The organism is Mucilaginibacter sp. P2_A4 (assembly GCF_056405015.1).
This window is the reverse complement of sequence record NZ_JBFUCX010000008.1, coordinates 213,266-228,971: the sequence shown is the minus strand read 5'-3', so window position 1 is coordinate 228,971 and position 15,706 is coordinate 213,266. Positions and strand designations below refer to the sequence as shown.

9 protein-coding genes are annotated in these 15,706 nt (G+C 43.9%); 4 read left to right on the top strand and 5 right to left on the bottom strand.

What is annotated here, in order from left to right; all coding sequences use genetic code 11:
• Positions 1 to 59: 59 nt before the first annotated feature.
• Genes AC1DYB_RS16425 through AC1DYB_RS16415 form a run of 3 tightly spaced genes read right to left on the bottom strand, consistent with a single transcriptional unit; the run spans position 60 to position 5,848 of the window.
• Entirely contained in the window at positions 60 to 1,187 is a 1,128-nt protein-coding gene (locus tag AC1DYB_RS16425) for an efflux RND transporter periplasmic adaptor subunit (protein ID WP_295714232.1), read from the bottom strand.
• Entirely contained in the window at positions 1,174 to 4,428 is a 3,255-nt protein-coding gene (locus tag AC1DYB_RS16420) for an efflux RND transporter permease subunit (RefSeq protein WP_477436507.1), read from the bottom strand. The genes AC1DYB_RS16425 and AC1DYB_RS16420 overlap by 14 nt, the downstream gene beginning before the upstream one ends.
• 19 nt (positions 4,429 to 4,447) lie before the next feature.
• Complete coding sequence (locus AC1DYB_RS16415) at positions 4,448 to 5,848, bottom strand: TolC family protein (RefSeq protein WP_477436505.1); 1,401 nt, start codon at positions 5,846 to 5,848, stop codon at positions 4,448 to 4,450.
• Between the two features lie 91 nt (positions 5,849 to 5,939).
• Here AC1DYB_RS16415 and AC1DYB_RS16410 point away from each other — a divergent pair, with 91 nt between their 5' ends.
• Entirely contained in the window at positions 5,940 to 6,884 is a 945-nt protein-coding gene (locus AC1DYB_RS16410; protein WP_295714225.1) for a LysR family transcriptional regulator, read from the top strand.
• 673 nt (positions 6,885 to 7,557) lie between these two features.
• Here the strand turns inward: AC1DYB_RS16410 and AC1DYB_RS16405 are convergent.
• The gene (locus tag AC1DYB_RS16405; RefSeq protein WP_477436502.1) at positions 7,558 to 7,998 is read right to left on the bottom strand and encodes a cupin domain-containing protein; all 441 of its coding nucleotides are present in this window, start codon (positions 7,996 to 7,998) and stop codon (positions 7,558 to 7,560) included.
• Between the two features lie 86 nt (positions 7,999 to 8,084).
• Positions 8,085 to 8,594, bottom strand: a complete 510-nt coding sequence (locus AC1DYB_RS16400) for a hypothetical protein (RefSeq protein WP_477436500.1) — start codon at positions 8,592 to 8,594, stop codon at positions 8,085 to 8,087.
• A 183-nt stretch (positions 8,595 to 8,777) separates the two neighbouring features.
• Between AC1DYB_RS16400 and AC1DYB_RS16395 the strand changes: the two genes are divergently transcribed.
• From AC1DYB_RS16395 to AC1DYB_RS16385, 3 genes are all read left to right on the top strand, one after another.
• Positions 8,778 to 12,032 carry a VIT domain-containing protein gene (locus AC1DYB_RS16395; RefSeq protein WP_477436498.1) on the top strand — a complete coding sequence of 1,085 codons (3,255 nt, stop codon included), beginning with the start codon at positions 8,778 to 8,780 and terminating at the stop codon, positions 12,030 to 12,032.
• Positions 12,033 to 13,006: 974 nt separating this feature from the next.
• Positions 13,007 to 14,248 carry a dipeptidase gene (locus AC1DYB_RS16390; RefSeq protein ID WP_477436496.1) on the top strand — a complete coding sequence of 414 codons (1,242 nt, stop codon included), beginning with the start codon at positions 13,007 to 13,009 and terminating at the stop codon, positions 14,246 to 14,248.
• Between the two features lie 130 nt (positions 14,249 to 14,378).
• Positions 14,379 to 15,686, top strand: a complete 1,308-nt coding sequence (locus tag AC1DYB_RS16385) for a metallophosphoesterase family protein (protein WP_477436494.1) — start codon at positions 14,379 to 14,381, stop codon at positions 15,684 to 15,686.
• The last annotated feature ends 20 nt before the right edge of the window (positions 15,687 to 15,706 follow it).

Sequence of the window (15,706 nt, the reverse complement as noted above, 5' to 3'; positions counted from 1 at the left end):
CTGCTTATAAAACGTTGCAGGCTATATCATTTTCCCTTTTCTTCCCCAGTTCATCAACACTATTTATCTTTTACCGTTGATCCGTCCCTGATCTCGTCGCTGGCAACTTTTACCAGTTTTTCATCAGGACTAAGATTGCCGTAGATCTCTATCATATCACCAGAGGTAAATCCTTTTTTTACATCAACCCATTGCGCTTTGTGGTTTACCACCTTCACTACAAACACCTTTTCGGTGGAAGTTACTACAGCTGTTTTAGGTACCACAAAAGTACTATCGCCGGCAGGCAGGGGTACATTAACCTCGGCAAACATGTGCGGCAGCAGTTTTTTATCTTTATTGTAAACATCCATTTCCAAACGCTCGGCTCTTAGTTTTTCGTCAAGGGCGCCGGCCATACGTTTTACCTGGGCGGTAAATTTCTGGTTAGGTAATGCTTTTACTGTAAAATTCACTTCACTTTTATTGCTTAAAAAGCCGGTAGAGTTTTCTGGGATAGACACCACTAAACGGAGTCTTTTTTGATCCTGTAAGGTAAACAATGGGTCAGATCCTTTACCTCCGGGGCCAACATAAGCACCCAGGTTTACATTGCGGCTGGTGATCACGCCATCAAAAGGCGCCCTGATTTCCAGGTAAGCCAAATTAGCCGAAACTTCTTTCAATGCTGATTTAGCCGATTCCACGTTTGCCATATCGGCATTTTTCTTGGCTTCGGCCTGTTCCAGATCATTAAGCGAAATGGTGCCGGGGGTTTTGCTGGTATTTACCAACCGGTCATAAGTAGCTTTACTGGCATAATAAACAGCCTCGTATTGCTTGATGCGTGATTGTGCACCGGCTAATTGTGAGTTAATTTCCGGGGCCTCCAATACTACCAGCAATTGCCCGGCGTGTACTTCTGATCCTATATCAACAAGCAATTTTTTCACGTAGCTGTTAACCTTTGCATATAGGTCAACCTGCTGGTAAGGAATCAGCTCGCCCGGAATGGCAATACTGTTGCTCAGCTTGCCTTTGGTTACAGGTACAAGATCAACCGTTGGTGTTTCAACCGCCTGTTCTTGTTGTTCCTCTTCGGAGGGCTGCTCTTTTTCTTTAGCGCCCGACTGGCATGAGCTCAAGGAGCTGATGGTTATGGCTAACCCTGCAAGGATTAGTAATGATGTATTTTTAAATTTGTTCATGATGATGCAAAGGGACATAAAATTTACTTTCTTTATCTTCAGGGTCTAACGAAACAGATTGGGTGGTGGCATTGCCCTGTACCCAGGCAAAAACCAAAGGTAGTATTAACAAAGCCGCAAACGTAGAGGCTACTAAACCGCCAATAACAGCGCGGCCAAGTGGCGATGTCTGGTCTCCGCCTTCGCCTAAACCTGATGCCATCGGGATCATTCCCACAATCATGGCCAAACTGGTCATTAATATTGGGCGTATACGTAACGCAACTGCTTCGCGGGCTGATTTTAAGGCGTCGCCATTGTGCTTGCGTAACTCTTCGGCATTGGTTATCAGCAATACCGCGTTTGATATAGATACACCTACCGACATGATCATACCCATGTATGATTGAAGGTTGAGCGTAGCGCCTGTAATTTTAACCAGTAACAACGATCCAAACAATACAGCCGGAACAGTTGATAATACAACCAACGACATTTTGAAGGATTGGAAGTTGGCCGCCAGCATCAGGAAGATCACCAAAATGGCTACCATTAATCCCGATTGCAGGCTATCAAGGGTATCAGTTAAGGTTTGGCTCATACCGCGCATCTCTACAGTTAAACCACGGGGTGGCTTACCTAATGAGTTAATTGCTTTTTGCACATCGGTTGTGGCGGTACCTAAATCCTTGTTAAACAGGTTGGCTGTTACTGATAACGTAGGTATGGCACCTATATTATCATTTTCGCCATTGGTTACACCGGTTTTAATATCGGCCACATCACTTAACACCGGGCGGCTCTGGTTGTTTAATACAGGGATCTCGCGCACATCATTCAGGCTCGACATTTGGTATTCCGGTATTTGTACCTGTACCTGGTAGCTTAAGCCTATCTTTTGATCAAGCCACACATTCTTCTCGGTAAACCTTGATGATGACGTAGAGGCCACAAGTGAGCGGGAAATATCACTTAACCCAACACCTAACTGCGCCGCCCGTTGCCTGTCTATATTGATATCTATAGATGGGTAATTGAACGACTGGGCAATCTGCGCATCGCGTAAATAGTTGATGTCTTTTAATTTATCCAGTATTTTAAAGGCATACTCCTGGTTTTGTTTTTTGTTTTTGCCTGATAGTGCAATTTCAATAGGCGTTGGCGATCCCTGGCTTAAAATTTTATCGGTAAGTTCAATAGGCTCAAAAGAAAGCTTAATACCAGGTAGTTCTTTGTGAATCGCGATCCTGAATCTTTCTTTCAGATTATCAAGGTTGGGTACTTTATAATCTTCTGTTAAGCTTATCTGCATTACAGCCTCCTGTGGGCCCGCCATAAACAAATAAATAGGGTTAGTTGAAAACGACGAAGGGTGCGATCCTACAAAGGTAGAGGTTATGGCAATGTGGTTTTTACCCACCAGGTTGGCCAATATATGCTCGGCTTTAATTGCAATTACTTCTGTACGTTCTAAACGTGTACCATCCGGGGCGCGTAAACGTACCTGGAAAGTGCCGGAGTTAACCTTAGGCAATACATCGCGGCCAATAATGTTGAATAGGAAAAAGGCAAGTCCGAATGCTGTAATAACATATAGGGTTACCAGTAATTTGCGGTTGGGCAGCATCTTATCCATCAGGCGCATAAAGCTGTCCCGGAATTTATCAAAGCGGGTTGCTTTTTCGCCCGGATGTTCAAGTGCTATTTTCATGGCCTTTTCTTTCTGCTCCCATGGTTCACCTTCATCCTCCAGTGCAAATCCATCCGGATGGCTGTGATCTTCATGCTTGTTCACCATGATCCAGTTGGCCATGATGGGCACAAAGGTTTGGGCCAAAAAGTACGATATGATCATGGAGAAACCAATAGCCAAAGCCAGTGGCAGGAATAATGCGCCCGGTATACCTGTCATGGTGAAAGCTGGTGCAAATACCGCCAGGATACAAAACAGGATAAGCAATTTGGGGAACGCTATCTCTTTACAGGCATCCCATATAGCCAGTGCTTTGGGTTTGCCCATATCAAAGTGCTGGTGAATATTCTCGATGGTTACTGTTGATTCATCTACCAGGATACCAATGGCCAGCGAAAGACCGCTCAGCGTCATGATGTTAATGGTTTGATGAAACAAGGCCAGGAAGAATATGGCAGATATGATACAGGTTGGGATAGTTAATATTACAATTAACGCGCCGCGCTTATCGCCCAGGAACAGTAATACCATTAAACCGGTAAGTACCGCGCCTATAGCGCCTTCTTCGGCCAAACTTTTTACGGCGTTAATTACGTATACCGATTGATCAAACACAAACGACAGCTTAACATCAGGAGGGAGCAAAGCCTGGAAACGCGGAAGCGCTTTTTTTAGATTTTGAACTACTTCCCAGGTAGATGCCGTTGCCGATTTGGTGATAGGCAGGTAAACCGAACGTTTGCCATTAATAAGCGCGTAACCGTTTGTAATATCCGCGCCATCTTCAACGTTGGCTACATCACGCATAAATACGGTTTGGATACCGTTTTTATACAGTGGGATATCACCAAAATCCTTAATCTCCTTAATAGTAGTGTTGGATGGGGTGAGGTAATTGATATCGCCTATGCGTACGTTACCGGCTGGGGTGTTCAGGTTGTTTTCGCGCAGGGCGGCCACAATCTGGTCGGGCGTTAAATTATGCGAGCGTAACAAACCGGGATCAACCTTGATCACTACAGACCGCTGGTTACCACCAAATGGGGCAGGGGCAACCAAACCGGGTATAGATGTAAAGGACGACCGCACATATACCAGGGCATAATCAAGCAGTTCATTATTGCTCCGTTTGGGGCTGCTCAATACCAGCTGCCCAACAGGCAGGGTAGAAGCATCAAACCTTAAGATAAACGGTGGCTGCGACCCTGGCGGAAAGCTGGCCTGGGCCCGGTTGGTATAACTCGTGACCTCGGCCGCGGCCTGCGCCATGTTGGTTCCCTCGTAAAAAGTAACTTTTATTAATGTTAAACCCTGTATGTTTTTTGTTTCGATGCTTTTAACGCCCGAAACAAACAACAGCAGGTTAACATATTGCTTACCAAAGTAAGCCTCCATCTGGTTTGGGGTAAAACCGCCGTAAGGATGGGATACATAGATAACCGGCAGGTTAAGATCAGGAAAAATGTCGATCTTAATGGTACGTACCGCATTTATCCCGAAAAAAAACAACCCGGCTACTATAACCAATATGGTAATTGGTTTTTGAAGCGCCCCTTTTATCATTCCCATTATATATGTGTATCTGTTATTAAAAATTATTTATAAATAAGCCAAAGTCGCCGGTAGCGGCAGCTTTGTAAAGCAGCGCCTGCCATACGTTGTTTGATGCGATGTACTTGTCAATTTCGGCGCGGTTAAGGGTATAAAGAGCCTGCGTAAAATCAACAATGTTTGATAGCCCGTTTTTATACAAGGCATACTTTTGGGTATAGGCATCACTGGCGGCCCTAACTTCAACAGGTACTTCCTGGTAATTTTTAAGCGCGTTGCCGATGCGGGTTTCTGCTAATACCTGCTGGGCCTGTAGTTGCTGGGCAACCAGGTCGTAGTCATTTCTGTATTGTGCCGAAGTGTATTTTTGCGATTGCACCTGGTAATGTGTTCTGAATATGGTAGTTAAATTCCAGGCCATAGCCACACCTACAAGGTAATTGTAACGGGTTGGGTTGGCCCCAGCTCCGTAACTGCTGCTGAAACTTGACTGATCAGTGCCGTAATCAGAATTAAAGCCCGATCCCCGGCCCTGGTAAACACCAAACAGGCTAAAGGTTGGCAGTGCAAAGGTTTTTAAATATTTAACCTGCTCATCGCTCACCCCCAGGCGGTTCTGGAAATAACGTAACGACGGATGATCTGTAATGGCAACAGCGCTTTGCGCAGCCAGGTTCGCAGGTGCTTTGGTAATAAAAGCGCTATCGAGTACAAACTCCTGGGCGGGTATGCCCAGGTAAATAGACAGCTGGTTACTTTGTTCCTGCTCGGTTTGCTGGGTATTGGTTAACGCTATCCTCGCGTTGGATACCTCGGCGTTAGCTAAAGATGAATCAACGCCTGCGTTAAGGCCATTTTTTACCCGGGCAACAACAACCGCTTGCAGATCAATTGCCCGCTTAAGGTTATCCTGCTGTGCCTTTGCCAGCTGCTGAGCTGCCAATAAGTTAAGATAGGTGCTTGCTACACGTATTTGATGCTGGAATTGCTCCTGCGATAAGTCGCTTTCTTCGCGGGTTACTACAGAGCGCTGTACTTTCACTTTCTCTTTGGCTTTACCAAAGCTGAAAAAATCCCAGCTTACGTTGCTGAGGTAAAGTGAGCCAAAAGCCGAGTTCCAGTTCTGCTTAGGTAGTGCAGGGCCTGATGAGGCAACTGATAAACCATGGTAACCAAACAGCGGACCATTTTGTCCGTTTGCGGTTCCGTAGTCTTGTTGGGCCGAGATGCTTACATCTGGTAGATATTCTGTACGTGTTTCTTTTAAGTATGCCTTCGCAGCGTTTAGCTGGTTTGCTTTCGACTTAATGGTACCGTAATTAGCGAGTGCCATTTGTTCAGCGTCTTTAATATTGAGAACCTTTTGCTGAGCCTGAGCGTGTATGACATAAAAAACACCTAAAAACAGAAGTAGTTGTTTTGAAGGTATCTGTAACATTGTGGTGTAATTTGTACACCGCAAATGTAGATGTATAGCATATATTAGAAAAATGAATTAATTTTGTCATAATCATTAGAAAAACTAATATATGAATATTGCGCTACATCATTTTCGTTTGGTTGATACCATTTCGAAGGAGGGATCGCTCACCAAAGCGGCCGCAACTTTGCATCTTACACAGTCGGCATTGAGCCATCAATTGAAAGAATTGGAGCGCGAAATGGACATCGAAGTTTTTCATCGGCAGGGGAAAAAACTGCACCTTTCTGAGCACGGTTATCGCTTCCTGAGAAGCGCCGAAAAGATCCTCGCCGAGATCAATTCTTTGGAAGAAGATATCCAGAATTACAAGAACGGGAAGACCGGAAAACTGACCATCAGCATGCAATGTTACACCGCTTATCATTGGCTGCCCGGCATCATCAAATATTACAAAAACCGCTGGCCTGATATCAATATCCACATTTTATCGGATGCAACGCGCCGTCCGTTGGAGTATTTGATGCGTGGAGAATTGGATATTGGCATCGTGCGCACGCAGATGATCAACCCCAAAATAACCTACGAACACATCTTCGAAGATCACCTGGTAGCCATCATTTGTAAGGACCATCCGCTGGCAAAAAAGGACGTAATAAACGTGGCAGATTTTCAGGGTGAAGAGCTTATTTTGCCCCTCTATGATCCCTCTTACCAGGACACCCCGGTGATAGAATCATTGATCCAGGCGCAGCAGGTAAAGCCCAAAACTTTGCATCGGATCCATTACACCGACGCCACCATTGAGATGGTAAATGCCGGCCTTGGAATCAGCGTTATGGCCGACTGGATTGTGAAACCATACCTCAATGGTCGTAATATTGTTACAAAACCATTGCATCACAGCGTTGCAAAACGGGCATGGTACGCCGCAACTATTAAGCAAACACCCGCCATTCAAAACTTTTTAGAGTGTTTGAAAATGCATTTTTCTATCAATGGCATGATAGGGAAAGACGAAAAAGCTTTTGCGCCAATGGCAGAAGTGGTGTAAAACAACGGAAGGTTTTATCAACGTTTTTTAATTCCCTCCCAACGGGAGGGGTGCGGCTGAAATGCGCGCAATGGCAGGGAGGGGTTTCGCCGACGTGCCATCTGCAACGGTATTTGAATGCGTGATCTAACCCCTTCCTCCTCCTTCCCCGAGGAAGGAATCRCACATTGCCGCGCTTTTTTATATCAACGTTTTTTTAATTCCCTCCCAACGGGAGGGGGGCGGCTGAAATGCGCGCAATGGCAGGGAGGGGTTTCGCCGACATGCCATCTGCAGCAGTATTTGAATGCGTGATCTAACCCCTTACTCCTCCTTCCCCGAGGAAGGAATCGCACATTGCCCCCGCTTTTTTATATCAACGTTTTTTTTAATTCCCTCCCAACGGGAGGGGTGCGGCTGAAATGCGCGTAATGGCGGGGAGGGGTTTCACCGACATGCCGTCTGCAACGGTATTTGAAAGCGTGATCTAACTCCTTCCTCCTCCTTCCCCGAGGAAGGAATCACACATTGCCCCCGCTTTTTTATATCAACGTTTTTTAATTCCCTCCCAACGGGAGGGGKGCGGCTGWAATGCGCRCAATGGCAGGGAGGGGTTTCGCCGACATACCATCTGAGGCACAGCAAGCCTTAAGTGGGCTATTGAGTATTGCCCCAGGTTTTACTATACAGATATTTATACGTTCTTCACAGGCTCCAATCCGTGATGTTTCATAATGGCTAAAATCCTTGTAATGTCTGGCGGACCGCCGGTATTGATCACATCGGCAATTTCACGAAAATAGGCCGGGCCTATGGAAGCTGGTGACAATGCGCAAAGGACACGCGCTGTTTCGGTATGCGGGTTGCTAAAGCCATGCACGGTACCCCGTTTTATAAACAATTTATCACCTGCCTTTAGTTCAAGGGTTTCTGTGCCGTAAAGCTGGGTCAGGGTCCCTTCCATAATGTAGAGGGTTTCATCCACTTCCACGTGAAAGTGTGGCGCTGGTATTTTGGCCTGTGGGGGAACCAACATCTCAAATAATACAAGTGTTCCGTCGGTATCCTCACCGTCGACCAGGAAATTCAGTTGTAAACTACCTATAGTGATCTTTTCTTTAAATGAAGGAAACATAGTTTATTAGGTTTAACAGGCCAGGGACAGCCATGCACGTTTAAAATTAAAAATTTCAGCGGCATCTAACAAACCGCTGCCTCACCTTATTTTTTCAACCCTGCCAGCTTCGCTATCTTTAAAAGATCGTTCAACATCATTACATAAAAGGTTTTATCGCCGGTTGTTTTCTTTTGTATTATAAAACGCAGATCCCCCTTTGCAAAAAGCGTTTTTCCCGACTCGGGGCTTGTAGCTTCGCCTGGTGTGAATCCCAAATCCTTAATTATTTTTAAAGCTTGCGTATAATCATCTTCGTTGTAGGTAATAATTCCCGACCCGGCCACGCTGCCTGTTATAACTGTTAATAAATAACTATTCTTCAACTTATACTTATACAAATCCATTGTATAAGTGGCTTGGGGTATGCTTTGCTTGCTCAACAAAGTGTAACCCTGATCTGTAAAATATTTGCCTGCTTCGTCGGAGGTGAGGTTGTTTAATCCGAATAGGCGGGTTATTAAATTAGTTTCGTCAATCTTGTTTTGTGCATTTGCGCCGGTTTTTAAAACAAGGCAAAAAAGCAAAATGAGGCCAGCGCGTATAATTATTTTCATTTGGGAATGCTTATGAAAGTGTTTAAGGTTTGTCGAGGTAATATAGCGAATATCTAAATAATTTAACCTGCATAAATAAACTTTGCCTGGCATTTATTTAGCACGGGCGATTGCTTTAATTTTTTTTAAAAAACATTTATGGAATGTTTTTAATCCTTGCATCCTACAGGAAATAAGCAGTCCATGAAAAAACTAAATTCATTCCTTTTATCGGTATTTATACTCTTTACGTTACAGCTATCAACCGCCTTCGCCCAAACGCCGCAGCTTACTGTTGATGGTAAAAGTAATAATGGCGTAAAGCTGCAGCAGCTAAAAATTGATGTTGCTATTTACGGTAATATCAGCCGTACTACCTGGCAAATGACTTTCTTTAATTCTACTTCGCGTATTTTGGAAGGGACGCTCACCTTTCCGCTTAAGGATGGTGTAAGCATCAGCCGGTATGCTTTAGATATTAATGGAAAAATGCGCGAGGCCGTTCCGGTTGACAGGGGGAAGGGTACCGTAGTTTTTGAAGCTATTGAACGGCGGCGGGTTGATCCTGGATTGCTTGAAAAAGTAGAGGGTAATACTTTTCGTACCCGCATCTATCCCATTAATCCGCACAGTACCCGTACGGTAATTATTGGTTACGAAGAAGAGATGCCACTGGCAGATAATGGCAATCTTAAATTTACCTTACCGCTCAACGTAAAAGATACGGTAGATAAATTTTCACTAAGCGCGGCTGTAATTCAAAGCGTAACAGCCCCGGTTGCCGATAACTCCAACGATGATAACCTGCAGTTTGATAACCATCAAAATACCTACACGGCTTCTATAGAGAAGACTAACTATACTCCAAATCATCCCATTTCATTTTTGATCCCCAAACCATTGGATGCAAACGAGGTGATGATACAGGCACAAGGTAATAAATATTATTATTTCATCAATACTACCCTGCAATCGCAAACCATAAATAAGCCTGCTCCCCACCGTATAGGTTTATTGTGGGATGCATCCTTAAGTGGTGCCAATCGCGATAGCAAAAAGGAATTTGCGTTGCTGGAAGCCTATTTCAGAAAGATAAACAATGCCGAAATTACCCTGGTAACCTTTAGCAATACCATTTTAAGTACTAAAGCGTATACCGTAAGCAATGGTGACTGGGCGGCACTTAAAAACCAACTGGAGCATACCACTTATGATGGGGCTACCAATTTAGGGAACATCAATTTAACGCAATACCCCGCGGATGAGTTTTTACTAATGAGCGATGGGCATCAAACCTTTGGCGAAAAGACCATTAAATTGAATAATAAGCCCGTTTATTGTATTAATTCATCAGCAACAGCCGATTATAGTAACCTTAAACTGATTGCCCTGAAAACACATGGCGAATTGATTGACCTTACCGGGGATGATAACGCCAGGGCCTTAAAAAGTTTAACTACGCAGCCCCTGCATTTTTTAGGGATTAAGGCCGGGGCGTCGGTCGAAGAAAATTACCCTTCCTTACCGGTTGCAGTTGGTGGCACATTTTCAATAGCTGGGATTACCCGCAATCCTAACCAAAGCATTACTTTACAATATGGCTATGGCGATAAGGTAAGTTATGAAAAAGTGATTGCGCTTGACCTGGCAAAAAATACGGTTGATGATGTTAATGTGGCCAAACTATGGGCGCAAAAAAAGATAAGCGAACTGGATATTAACTATAACGCCAACCGGCAGGACATTGAATCATTAGGCAAACGTTTTGGTATAGTTACCCGTAACACCTCCCTCATTGTTTTAGAAACCGTGTACGATTACATCCAATACGATATTGAGCCACCAGCCGAATTGCGCGAACAGTATGATGCCATTATGAAACAAAGGGCACCCAATAATGTGCAAGCCCGGCAAAAAGACCTCAGCATAGCAGAATCCACACTCAAGGAATTAACCCAATGGTGGAATGCCGATATCAAGCTTGCGGTTAAACCCAAACCTAAGAGCAAGCAAAGAGTTCATCAAAGTGCACCTGCCGTGGTTGCATCTTTACAAATAGCTGAACCGGTAGGAAACTCAGACGTAAGGCTGGTAGCCTCAGACGATGCAGTAGAATATAAGGCAAACGCGGCTTCGTCAAATTCTAGTCAGCTTAATGAAGTTGTTGTAGTGGGGTATGGAGCACAAAGAAAAACTGCGGTTACAGGGTCTGCGTCAACTGTACAACCGGGCTTTTTACAAGGAAAGGTAGCGGGGCTTGGTGTCGGAAACTCAGGTGCTCCGGGCGCAAATGCAGAAGTACGTATCCGCGGGGCAGCAACAATGGGTAACGGCCAACCATTATACGTTGTAGATGGGGTGGCAAGCAGCACTCCGCCAAATATAGATCCTAACTATATTTCATCGATAAATGTAGTAAAGAATGCCAATACAACTGCTATTTACGGAGCCAGGGCAAGTAATGGTGTCATTATAGTAACTACAAAAAAGGGTAGAGCAGCCCATGCGGATTCTACGATTAGCCGTACAGATAAAAATGGAGGGATTAATATAGCCTATAACCCCGCTGCCGCCGATTACTTAAAAACTATCCAAAAAACAGACAAAGCTGGCCAATACCAGAAATACCTGGAGTTGCGGCAAGCCTTTAGCGGAAACCCCGTTTACTATTTTGATGTGGCCGGCTATTTTATGAACGCCGGGAACAAGGAACTGGGCGAGCGCATATTAAGCAATTTGGCCGAGTTGGACCTGGGGAGCTATGAGCTTTATAAAATGCTGGGTTATAAATTGAAGCAACTGGGCGATGTGGAGGGTGAGCTATTCGCGTTTAAAAAAGTTATGGAATTACGCCCTTTAGATCCGCAAAGTTACCGCGACTACGGGCTGGCCTTAGAAGATGCCGGCGAACATCAAAAAGCTTTAGATGTACTTTATGCCGCCATGAAAAGGACCTATACCCCCGAAGCAGAACGCCTTTACAATGGCATAGAGGAAGTGTTTTTGCCAGAGATAAACAGAATTATTGCCCTAAATAAAGCGGACCTTAAGCTTTCTGCAGTTTCAAAAACAGTGATAAAATCATTGCCGGCAGATATTCGCATTGTGATGGACTGGAACATGAACAACACCGATATTGACCTGTGGGTAACCGACCCTAATAACGAAAAATGTTATTACGGCCATAACCGCACCGAAATTGGCGGGCGCATCTCGCAGGATATGACCCAGGGTTTTGGTCCCGAACAGTTCCTGTTGAAAAAGGCGATCAAAGGAACTTACAAAATTGAGATCAATTACTATGGCGACAGGCAGGCAACCATTGCCGGCCCTACAACTATCATGGCCGAGCTGTTTACCCATTATGGAACCCCACAGGAAAAAAAGGAACTTATTGTATTGCAAATGAAAAAAGACGCCAAAGGGGCGGTATATATTGGGGACCTGGATTTTAAATAAATGAGTTTTGCTTTTCGTGGAGGGTTTTTAACCACAAGTGTTCCGAAGAGCCTTATTCGTTAAAATAACAAATAGTCGTGCTGAATTTATTTCAGCATCCCATCAGTAAGGTTGACGCTTTACGAGGCCATCATGCCGATGCAGATCGGCATGATGGCCTTTTTTAATTTTTTAGAACACATCAATATTATACTTTTAAATAAACCAGTGGCGTAGCCACGGCTAATATTGTAACAACGGATTTTAATCCGTTGAAAAGAAGCAGCCTATAAAAAGAACCATAGGTTCGGCCCATATACCCGGTTAACTGTTATTTAGCATCCCCTAAATGAAAATGTCGGTATCCTCTTAAAGCAAGATACGCCGTGCCTACGGCACTCATTTTTCATTTTGGTTTATGATCAACGGATTAAAATCCGTTGCTATAATATGTTCGAGCCTATGGCTCTATAAAAAATGATAATTAGCCTGACCCTTCAAATCGAGTATTGACCTAATGAAAAGGTGTGTCCTCAAGGCAGGTGCTCAACCGCCCGGTAGTTATTCATAGTGACGATTGAATGTTTTGAATATAAATATATATTATTTAGCCTAAACAGCTGTTTATTTGATATTTACATTTGCAGTTTAGTCTTTTTGTATATAGCTTTAGTTAATAAATAAGCCAGGCCTCTACCATCTTAACAATTATTGCGTGAACCCATTTGAAATTAGATTATCCAACAAGATGATAATAACCAGGATATAAAATATTGCTGTACTATCCCTTGCCGTAGCACTGTTCCCCTTTACAGTCCCAATTGGCCGGCAGGAAGGTACAATATCGAAATATCCTGCGTGATGTGGCTAAGCTGAACTTGATTTAAAAAGGTATTAAATAGCTGTTTTAAGCACGATAAAATGGCAACTGTTAATTTTATTATAAAACAATTAACACAGATACTAATAACAACAAGCTTTAAACTTTGCATCCTATGGAACAACAAGTAATTGACATCCACTGTCATCCGGCTTTAAAAACCTGGCTGTTTCCCTCGCACCATGTTTATGACGAAGTGAATCCTACAAATTATGAGTTTAGCGAAAATTGTTTTGTAAACATTGATCAGATGCAGCGGGGCAATGTGGGTATAGCGGTATCTGTTTATTACCTGCCCGAAGCCGAGCTGGAATCAGATCAAATGCGAAACGTGTTGTTTACGTTGCTGCGCGGTTTATTGCGGATTGTATGCAGCAGGCTGCCACAAATTATCGAAGATAAATCAACCCCCACGGCTTCGTTTGAGCAAATGAAATCCTATATCAACATGTTTGCGGAGGATATTAATGTTGCTATCAGGAGCGGTAAAAATGTAGCCATTGCAACCAGTTATAGTGATATACTGAATAAAATAAATAATGGGACAACTATTTTTCTGCATAGTATTGAGGGGGCGCATTGTTTAGGTAATAACCCAATTGCTTATGTTACTGTTGAAAATAACCTCGAGTATTTTTTTAACATAGGCGTTTGCCAGATAACATTAGGGCACTTTTTTGAAAATATATTGGTATCCTCATCAGGGGGTGTACCGCCCAAACTGGCCTTTGAACTGGATTATGAACCCGATAAGTATAACACCTACCCGCTGGGGTATAACGGTGATTTAGCGATTGGCATTATTGACAAAATGCTGGAACTGGGGATTATTATTGACCTTGTGCATTGCCACCCTAAAGCCAAGCAAATGATTTACGACAGAAATAATTTACGGCTTGATAAAAAGCGGCCATTGGTATTTGCACATACGGGGGTTAGGGAGGTAGCAAAAAAACATAATCCGGATATGCCCGATAATTATGCCGCATTTCTGCCCGATGCAAGCGATATCAGGGCCATAAAAGATTGCGGGGGTGTTTTGGGCGTAATTTTTATGGATTACTGGCTTACCGGCGATGACGATTTCAGGCCTGGTATACAAGCCGTAATTGAAACCATGGTATTTATACGCGATGTGCCCGATAGTAATGGCGTTAAAGGAACCTATGATCATATTGCTATTGGGTCTGATCTGGATGGATTTACCACCATTCCGAGTGACCTTGGCGGGGCAAGAATGATGAAGGACCTGGTAAATGCCATTAGTCATATCCCCGGTATTAGCCGCGATGATATCGACAAAATTGGCTGGGCAAATTATATGAGGGTATTAAAGAACGGCTGGGGTAAAAAATAATTAATATAACCACAGGCCCTTAACGGCATATATAAAAATGGAACTGAACTAAGGAAATTGCGTAGCCGGTATTACTTCCTTTTACAACCTGGCTGTCCATATATAACGGTGATACGTAAAGCACATTAATATGAGAGATAAAAACGAACTTTTAGGGTTAAGCGGTACAACACCGCTGGCCAATAATTTGCGGTCTATCAAGGAAAGCGTTGTAAAGGCGCCGCCGGCATACAACATGGATGGACTTATAGCAGAAAATAAATGGGCGTGGATAAAAAAGAATGTTAGCAGCATTGGCAAAAACAAGTTTAAGCCCTATCCTTATTACCATGATCCCGAAAGTAATAATGGCATCTTTAAAATTCAAAAGCCCTCTGCAGATCCGGTTACCGTTGCACTGCTGAGCGATTGGGCCGCAGATACCGCCGAAGCGCAGCTGATTGCACAGCAGGCGGGCATCCAGGATTACAGCATCCACCTGGGAGATACTTATTATGTAGGCAACGAAAAGGAGATTGCCGAAAATTTTAATACCGATGAGGGCGGTACCTGGCCTTACGGCACCCTGGGCAGTTTTGCTATGGTTGGTAATCATGAAATGTACTCAAACGGGCAAAGTTATTTTACCCAATTGCTACCCTATATGGGCACCTATGTAGAAAATCAGGATTTGCCGGTGCAGGTACAGCAAGCGAGTTTCTTTTGCCTTGAAAATGACCACTGGCGCATTATAGGGCTTGATACAGGTTATGATTCACTAACCGGGTTCCTGGGCCTTAGCCCAAATAAAAAGCTTGATCTTACTCCGGAACAGAAGGATTGGCTGCAGAATACGGTTAAACTTAACGAGGATAAAAGAGGGATCATCATCCTGTCTCATCACCAGTGTTTTTCGGCATTTGAAGATGAATTTCCAAATCCGGCTAAATTTATTTCGTCCCTGATGTCGCCCGGCCGGGATATACTGTGGTTGTGGGGGCACGAACACTGGTTTTCGGTATATGGCCCCAACAAGCTTGATAATGGCTCAAACATTTTTGCCCGCTGTATAGGCAACGGTGGCATGCCGGTTGAACTTTATAATCCCGATGGGGGCATCAAAAAACCACGGAATAATGTTCCAGCCAGTCACGAAAACCGTAACCTCGTTCTTTATGATCAGCGTAAACGCCAGGTAGTTAAAGGCAATATCGCTTTGGGGCACAATGGTTATGTCATCCTAACCCTACAGGCCAACCAATTAACCATCGGCTATTTTGATGATAACGGGGGCAGTGGCGCCGGCCGAAAAGTACTTGACGAAACCTGGACAATAGATACCACCACCGGAATCCTGAAAGGAACCAGCATTACAGATCATACCATCAACGGTAATCAACCGGCAGCATTGCAGTTGTCTCTTTTTGGCGCATGGCTAAAGGATGCTATCGGTGGTTGATAATGGAGGTTTGTGCTTAG

Excerpts from the sequence above, each read along its gene's own strand:
- AC1DYB_RS16425 (WP_295714232.1), bottom strand. The coding sequence starts at position 1,187 with ATGAACAAATTTAAAAATACATCATTACTAATCCTTGCAGGGTTAGCC.
- AC1DYB_RS16420 (WP_477436507.1), bottom strand. The coding sequence starts at position 4,428 with ATGGGAATGATAAAAGGGGCGCTTCAAAAACCAATTACCATATTGGTT.
- AC1DYB_RS16415 (WP_477436505.1), bottom strand. The coding sequence starts at position 5,848 with ATGTTACAGATACCTTCAAAACAACTACTTCTGTTTTTAGGTGTTTTT.
- AC1DYB_RS16410 (WP_295714225.1), top strand. The coding sequence starts at position 5,940 with ATGAATATTGCGCTACATCATTTTCGTTTGGTTGATACCATTTCGAAG.
- AC1DYB_RS16405 (WP_477436502.1), bottom strand. The coding sequence starts at position 7,998 with ATGTTTCCTTCATTTAAAGAAAAGATCACTATAGGTAGTTTACAACTG.
- AC1DYB_RS16400 (WP_477436500.1), bottom strand. The coding sequence starts at position 8,594 with ATGAAAATAATTATACGCGCTGGCCTCATTTTGCTTTTTTGCCTTGTT.
- AC1DYB_RS16395 (WP_477436498.1), top strand. The coding sequence starts at position 8,778 with ATGAAAAAACTAAATTCATTCCTTTTATCGGTATTTATACTCTTTACG.
- AC1DYB_RS16390 (WP_477436496.1), top strand. The coding sequence starts at position 13,007 with ATGGAACAACAAGTAATTGACATCCACTGTCATCCGGCTTTAAAAACC.
- AC1DYB_RS16385 (WP_477436494.1), top strand. The coding sequence starts at position 14,379 with ATGAGAGATAAAAACGAACTTTTAGGGTTAAGCGGTACAACACCGCTG.